Here is a 5,543-nt window from a genome sequence, read left to right as displayed (position 1 = left end):
TACCAAGGTAGAATAACAAGACAGAAAGGCACTAAACAAAGGTTTAGCACCCAAAATGTCAGAGTACTACTCAATTTCGCAGAGTATACCCAAATATACTTTGTATCAAAATATAATCATTGTTAGAAATAATCATAGCGAAAATGATACAAAATTTTGAACTGAAAACCATATAAATAAAAGGGACTTCTCGTGATTGTGATTGAGGAGTCCTTTTGTTTTATCCTTTTTTGTGTTTTGCAAAAATCAGAGTTAGGTAGTTGTTAAAAAAGGGGGGAAGCTATAACCCCCTTTGAAAAATTTAACCCCTTCTTTTTGAAAAACGTATCAATGAAAAATACCATTAAGTCGTATGGCTTGCTAATGAGTCAGATTTACAGTAATGTACGATGTAGGTCATTGTTTAATAGTAAAAGAATAATTAGATGTTCGAAATTAAAGCGTTTAAGTCTTTGCAGATATAATTCAAAGTTTTTATAGGTATCGTACAATATAAAAAATATAAGTGCCTTTTTATAATCTTACGACAGTGACAAATTAAACTTTATTTGATAATAAAGATTGAAATCATCCACATTCTGATAGTTTTTAAAAAATAGTTCATTTTTGGGGGTACGCATATGACCGTCTAGGGAATCGTTGAACTATTTGTTTGAGAATACTCTATAATGGAAGTACAAGTTATCTATACGCTGGCCAGTTCATATAGCTTGTTTATAAATTGTGGAGGTTTGTCATCTTGGCAATTATTCCACTAGACCTAAAGTCGCACTAAATATTCTTAGTAGGCTTTCGAGGAAGAATGGAGAATATCATGAACAAAGCAAAATTGGCACTTGTTTCAGCGGTATTACTACTGTCATTTGGGACTTCAATAGCAGTTTCGGCAAATGATGAGGTTGTCACTTATACACCAGAGCAACAGCAAATCATTGATCAGATGGGGGAAAGAGAAAAAGAATACCTAGATTATGGGAAAACAGCCCCTATTGAAGCTGATGCTAAGAATAAGTCACGGGCAAGAATAGGATCTTGGTCTTGGCGAGATGGTGTAATTTGTGTTACTGATGATGGTGTTCAATCCACATTTTTGAATTCATGGCATGCGGGAATTGTTGCACCACAAAAAGGTTATGTGGTAGCGGAAGCAGAAGGACTAGGTAAAAAAGTTCGTCTCAGAGGTGGTGAGTGGTCATCATCAACGCATAATGTCTGGCAGGTGGGTGTTAATAATACCAGTGTACAACAGGATTGGAAAGCAGGGGAATGGGCAGGACATCAGGTAGGGAAACCTTATAACTTGAATTTTTGGAATATCAAACAAAAAGATTCATTTTATTGTTCACAATTAGTTTGGGCAGCCCATCCAGGGGAATTTGTAAATAACGCCAACACAACTGTCGTTTACAGAAATAGATGAGCAAATAATGAAAAAAATACTCTTAATTTTTTTGATAGTCATTGCAGGCATAACTGTGATATTTTTAGTTCAAAGAAAAGTCAAAAATACAGTATTGAAATCAGATAAGTTTGAGGTTCAAAAAAAAGCTGATTTTTATATCGTAAATAGTGATTATATCAAGTCCTATAAGCTAGAAGGTAATAAAATAAAATCACTGGCGAATGAAAAGCACAAAATAGCTGATTATCCCAACGAAATGTATGGCAAAGCTGAATTTGATAACAGGTATTTAGTGTTTTCTGATGACGATGGTATCGGTCCTTCGTTAGGGATTAACCGACATATTATCTCCATTGATTTTAAAACAGGAAAAATCAAAAGAACACCAACACCGAATTTTGGGTATAGTGGTGGTGGTTATTCAGATGATTATTTTTATTCCTATCAAGCAACGACTGAGGATGGTGGATTATTTTCTTTTGACAAAAATGGCAAGCAAGTTGATTCTTATCAATTTGATAAATCCATGCTTGCGGCACCGAAATTTGTGGGAAAAGACGGCAAATTATTCCTAGTAGCAACCCATAGTGCTGAAAATGGTAGTGATGATTATGAAAACTCTTTAATTGTATTTGATGAAAAACCTAAGCTGAAAATAGCTAAAACAATTTTACTTGACGATATGCCAGACTACACTTATAGACCAAATGCGACCGAGATGGTGGCTGATTCTGTTTATATTACCCTGACATCCATGAGAAATAGAGCATCAAAGGAGGTCATACCAGACAATAGACTGATGGTAGTAGATACTAAAAACTATGCTAAAAGTTTTATTGAGTTATCTGAAGACTATCCAAGTGATATTTTCAAAAGTCAAGATTCAAAATATCTATTCATCACACATCCACCTAGTATGCTAGGAAAATCAGTCTTGACTGTTTATAACCTTGAAGATAAGTCACAGTATCAGATTGATGTGAGTGGTTATTCTGAATTGACGGATCCAATGGATGCAAGTATTATATCCGCTAATCAAACAAAGGATAATAAGCTACTAATTTTGACCCACAAAGTTTTGCTTGTTTATGATTTAGAAAAACAAGAATTGGTATCAAAGCTTGATGTATCTGAGGAAAATACAGAAGATATTTATATTTGGACAAACTGAATTGGAGACTAATATGGAAAATATTTCTGCTGTTGTTTTAGGTTGGCTTGAATGGTTACTAGACCATTTGAAAAAGATTATAAGTTTGGCTATCATAGCTACTATTTTCAAGGTAGTGATTGAACCGCTTGTTTTATTTAAAATTAGTGGATTTAAAATAACGAAATTTAGTATGCTGTATCTTTTTAGTAGCAATGGCATACTATTTTTTGTATTTTCCAATCTCAAGTTTTCAGGTTACGTACAAGAATTTTTTGAACCGATGCTATATTTTGGCTTGCTCCAAATTTTCCGTCCAAGCAACATTAGAATTAATTTGTTTTATACCACTTACACAGTTTCTTTTGTCTATTTTATCAGAATGCTTTTCTCAAGTTTGGTATTTGGAGGCATATTGGGCAACGATATTTTGTCTATATTAATTGGGGGTAGCTTAGGTTATTTATGTGTCATTCCGACTCAATATATGCTATTGACATGTTTAGGTCTTATTCCCAAATATTTCATTATTTCTGATCAGGCGCAAGAATCCATGTCCGTAATAAAAGAAGAAAAAGCTATTGAGAAAAAGCAAAATAAGCTCATTTGGTATTTCAATGGCATAATGATTCTGCTGTACCTGATCAATAATGTTTTTAGATTTTCGGATAATCATTTTAAAATACATTATCAACATATGCTAGTTTCATTCGTTTTTCTATTCTTTTTCTTTATCTACTCAATCAACAGTAAATATAAGGAATGGGAAATACAACGATTGTTGAAATATAAAGATTACTTACTTTCAAATCTTGATGTCTATACAAAAGCAGTAGATGCCTCCTACCAATCAACCCGGAACTTTCGTCATGATTTTGCGAACATCCTCATTTCTATGCGTAAAACAATTGCAACAGAGGATGTTGTGGCAATTAGACAAACTTACGAGGACATACTTGAACAAAGTAATCTTAAATTAAAGGAGGGTCAGAAAGAAGTTGCTAAGCTTTCTAATATCAGAGTTTTGGAGCTAAAAAGTATTATTTCGGAGAAGATTTTGAAAGCAGAAGCAAGAGGGATTACGGTCGAACTAGAAATATCAGGTATTATTTATGACTTGCTAGTTGAAAAGATTGATATCGTCCGTTTATTTGGTATCATGCTTGATAATGCTATTGAGGCAGTGAGTGTTGCTGAAATGGATGAACCATTGATAAGATTAGCTATCTTTGATAAAGATAGCGTACGCCACTATATCGTTGAAAATGAGATGGTTGAGAAAGAACTCCCCATTAGAAAACTCATCAAATATGGCGTTACGACAAAAGGCAGACTTCGTGGCTATGGTCTGGCAAATATTGCTAGTATTATGGCAAGTTATCCGAGAGGTATCTATCAGATTAGTGCCAAGGATTACAAATTCAAAGTAGAAATAGAATTGGAGAGATGATGAATTTATTCATTTTGGAGGATGATTTAACTCAACTCGAACATTTAGAGCGGCTTATTGCTGAATATTTGAAGGAGAAAGACTATCCGATTGATCAGATTGTCGCTTGTGATAAAGCACAAAATATGATGGAAAAACTTGAAAATAGTCCACAGAACAATATTTACTTTTTGGATATTGCGATAAAAAGCGACTACAATGCTGGGCTTGAGACAGCACAAAAAATTCGTATGATTGATCCAATTGGTCAAATTAGCTTTGTCACAACGCATAATGAATTTGCGCCTTTAACTTATCAATATAAGGTCAATGCGCATGACTTTATTGATAAGATGCTCCCAGAAGCTATTTTTCAGAGGCGAATTATCACAAACATTGAGGATTTCTTTGAGTCCAATCAACTGAAATCTTCAACAGAAGTTTTTACTTATCAAACAAGAACTAAGAAAATAGTCAATGTGTTTTATTCAGACATATATTTTTTTGAGGTAGGTGGTGGTTCTCATGAAGTCTTATTGCAGACAAAAAATGAGACGATTACTTTTTATGGCAGTTTGAAGGATATTGAAAAGAAGTCTAATCATTTGGTTCGTATTCACCGAGATACTTTAGTTAATCAAGTAAGAATAAAATTGTATTTAAAGAAAAGTAGAAAAATCTTACTTGATGATGGGACGCTACTCTCGGTTTCAAGGTCAGGTACTAAGCTATTGAAAGAATTGGGAAAATGGTAAGAGACAAAAAATCAGAACAAAGGGGTGGTATATTTTAATTGCGACAATGTTGATTCTATTTATTGCTTGTATCGAGATGTCCTACATCTATTTACAACGTTGTATTAAGTTTTTTGTATATTTACGTTAAAACGGAATATTTTAGGGTGCTTTTTTAAATTTATTTTACCACGACAAACGCATGACTCTCTCTCTCAATCTCAAAATAGGAAGCGTGTTTTTAAAAATAACAGCTCTCACATTGAAAACAACTGTGCCAAATAATCTGGAAAAGTCATTGATAACGAAAAACGTTTGAGACGAATGCTCATCTTCTTTTTACGCATTTCCAAATCCTTCAAAACGGCTAGTGCCAATTTGCGAATATTACTGTGATTTAACGCTGCTGTTTTGTCTAATGTTTTATTTGCATCCTCTCCAAAACTAACATCCAAATGCCAATGCATACTCTCAATCGCCCAATGTTCTCGAATTGCCTTGGAAAACTGTTCAATATCAACCGACAAACTGCTAATATAATACCGGCTTTCAACCTGAATTTTATTATGCTTTTCAACTGTCGTTTTTACCATGCCAATACTAGCAAGTTTCGGCCACTTCTCCCTATTTTCAAGCCACGAAATATCTGATGTTTGGTAATATTCCCGTGTTTCAATCTGACCATGCGCTTTTTCAACCGTCTTTTTATAATCGCCCGCTCGCTTGATTTTAGTTTGAAAGCTGCGTTCTTCAAGGTAGTCGACCACATCATCATAAAGTGCGCCCTTATTTCCCTTGAGTGCCAAAACATAATCAGCCTTTTTCTCA

5 protein-coding genes are annotated in these 5,543 nt (G+C 34.1%); 4 read left to right on the top strand and 1 reads right to left on the bottom strand.

All coding sequences use genetic code 11. The features are described 5' to 3' along the window. The first annotated feature begins 814 nt into the window (after positions 1-814). The 4 genes from ACYQ21_RS14565 to ACYQ21_RS14550 are packed head-to-tail and all read left to right on the top strand — an operon-like array spanning position 815 to position 4,736. Complete coding sequence (locus ACYQ21_RS14565; protein ID WP_460059314.1) at positions 815-1,420, top strand: YiiX/YebB-like N1pC/P60 family cysteine hydrolase; 606 nt, start codon at positions 815-817, stop codon at positions 1,418-1,420. Positions 1,421-1,427: 7 nt separating this feature from the next. After that, positions 1,428-2,573, top strand: a complete 1,146-nt coding sequence (locus ACYQ21_RS14560; RefSeq protein WP_460059313.1) for a hypothetical protein — start codon at positions 1,428-1,430, stop codon at positions 2,571-2,573. A gap of 13 nt (positions 2,574-2,586) precedes the next feature. After that, positions 2,587-4,002 (top strand): GHKL domain-containing protein, encoded by a 1,416-nt coding sequence (locus ACYQ21_RS14555; RefSeq protein WP_460059312.1) that lies wholly within the window; start codon positions 2,587-2,589, stop codon positions 4,000-4,002. Beyond that, positions 4,002-4,736 carry a LytTR family transcriptional regulator DNA-binding domain-containing protein gene (locus ACYQ21_RS14550; protein ID WP_460059310.1) on the top strand — a complete coding sequence of 245 codons (735 nt, stop codon included), beginning with the start codon at positions 4,002-4,004 and terminating at the stop codon, positions 4,734-4,736. The genes ACYQ21_RS14555 and ACYQ21_RS14550 overlap by 1 nt, the downstream gene beginning before the upstream one ends. 236 nt (positions 4,737-4,972) lie before the next feature. Here the strand turns inward: ACYQ21_RS14550 and ACYQ21_RS14545 are convergent. Beyond that, positions 4,973-5,543 (bottom strand): ISAs1 family transposase (locus ACYQ21_RS14545; RefSeq protein WP_460059309.1); only part of this gene is annotated, 571 nt, incomplete at its 5' end.

Source organism: Pseudolactococcus yaeyamensis, assembly GCF_054658615.1.
This window is presented reverse-complemented; position numbering and strand designations above follow the sequence as displayed.

Bases quoted from the DNA above. Each gene is read 5' to 3' on its own strand.
- ACYQ21_RS14565 (WP_460059314.1), top strand. From the start codon at position 815: ATGAACAAAGCAAAATTGGCACTTGTTTCAGCGGTATTACTACTGTCA.
- ACYQ21_RS14560 (WP_460059313.1), top strand. From the start codon at position 1,428: ATGAAAAAAATACTCTTAATTTTTTTGATAGTCATTGCAGGCATAACT.
- ACYQ21_RS14555 (WP_460059312.1), top strand. From the start codon at position 2,587: ATGGAAAATATTTCTGCTGTTGTTTTAGGTTGGCTTGAATGGTTACTA.
- ACYQ21_RS14550 (WP_460059310.1), top strand. From the start codon at position 4,002: ATGAATTTATTCATTTTGGAGGATGATTTAACTCAACTCGAACATTTA.